This is a genomic window from Pseudomonas sp. GW821-FHT02A11, assembly GCF_059421985.1.
The window spans coordinates 1-717 of the sequence record NZ_JBWKWB010000061.1 but is presented as its reverse complement, the minus strand read 5'-3'; the positions used below and the strand labels follow the sequence as shown (position 1 = coordinate 717).

1 protein-coding gene is annotated in these 717 nt (G+C 62.9%); it reads left to right on the top strand.

Annotated elements, in window-relative coordinates; genetic code table 11:
- Positions 1–711: threonine ammonia-lyase (locus tag AC07V9_RS29640; RefSeq protein WP_495019170.1), on the top strand; the 711-nt coding region annotated here is incomplete at its 5' end.
- Positions 712–717 lie beyond the last annotated feature (6 nt).

Below are 717 nucleotides of genomic sequence, written 5' to 3'. Positions count from 1 at the left end.
GACGACACCCGCTCGATCACTGAGCCTGCAGGCGCCTTGGCCGCGGCAGGGATCAAGAAGTACGTCGAGCAGTATGAAGTCAAAGGCCAGACCTTCGTGGCCATCGAGTCGGGCGCCAACGTCAACTTCGACCGCCTGCGCCACGTCGCCGAACGTGCCGAACTGGGCGAAGGCCGCGAGGCGATCATTGCCGTGACCATCCCCGAGCAGCCGGGCAGCTTCAAGGCTTTCTGCGAGGCCGTGGGCAAGCGCCAGATCACCGAATTCAACTACCGCTACCACACCGACCGCGAGGCGCACATCTTCGTCGGCGTGCAGACCCACCCGGAAAACGACCCGCGCAAGGCGCTGATCGCCAGCCTCACCGAGCAAGGCTTCCCGGTGCTGGACTTGACCGACAACGAACTGGCCAAGCTGCATCTGCGGCACATGGTGGGCGGACATTCGGAGCGGGTCAGTGATGAGATGGTGTTCCGTTTCGAATTCCCGGAGCGGCCGGGGGCGCTGTTCAACTTTCTGAATAAGCTGGGCGGGAAGTGGAATATTTCGATGTTCCACTACCGCAATCACGGGGCTGCGGATGGTCGCGTGGTGGCCGGGTTGGTGGTGCCGGAGGACGAGCGGCATCGCGTGCCCAAGGCGCTGGCGGAGATTGGCTACCCGTATTGGGATGAGACGAATAACCCGGCGTATCGGTTGTTCCTCGGTTAACGCCGA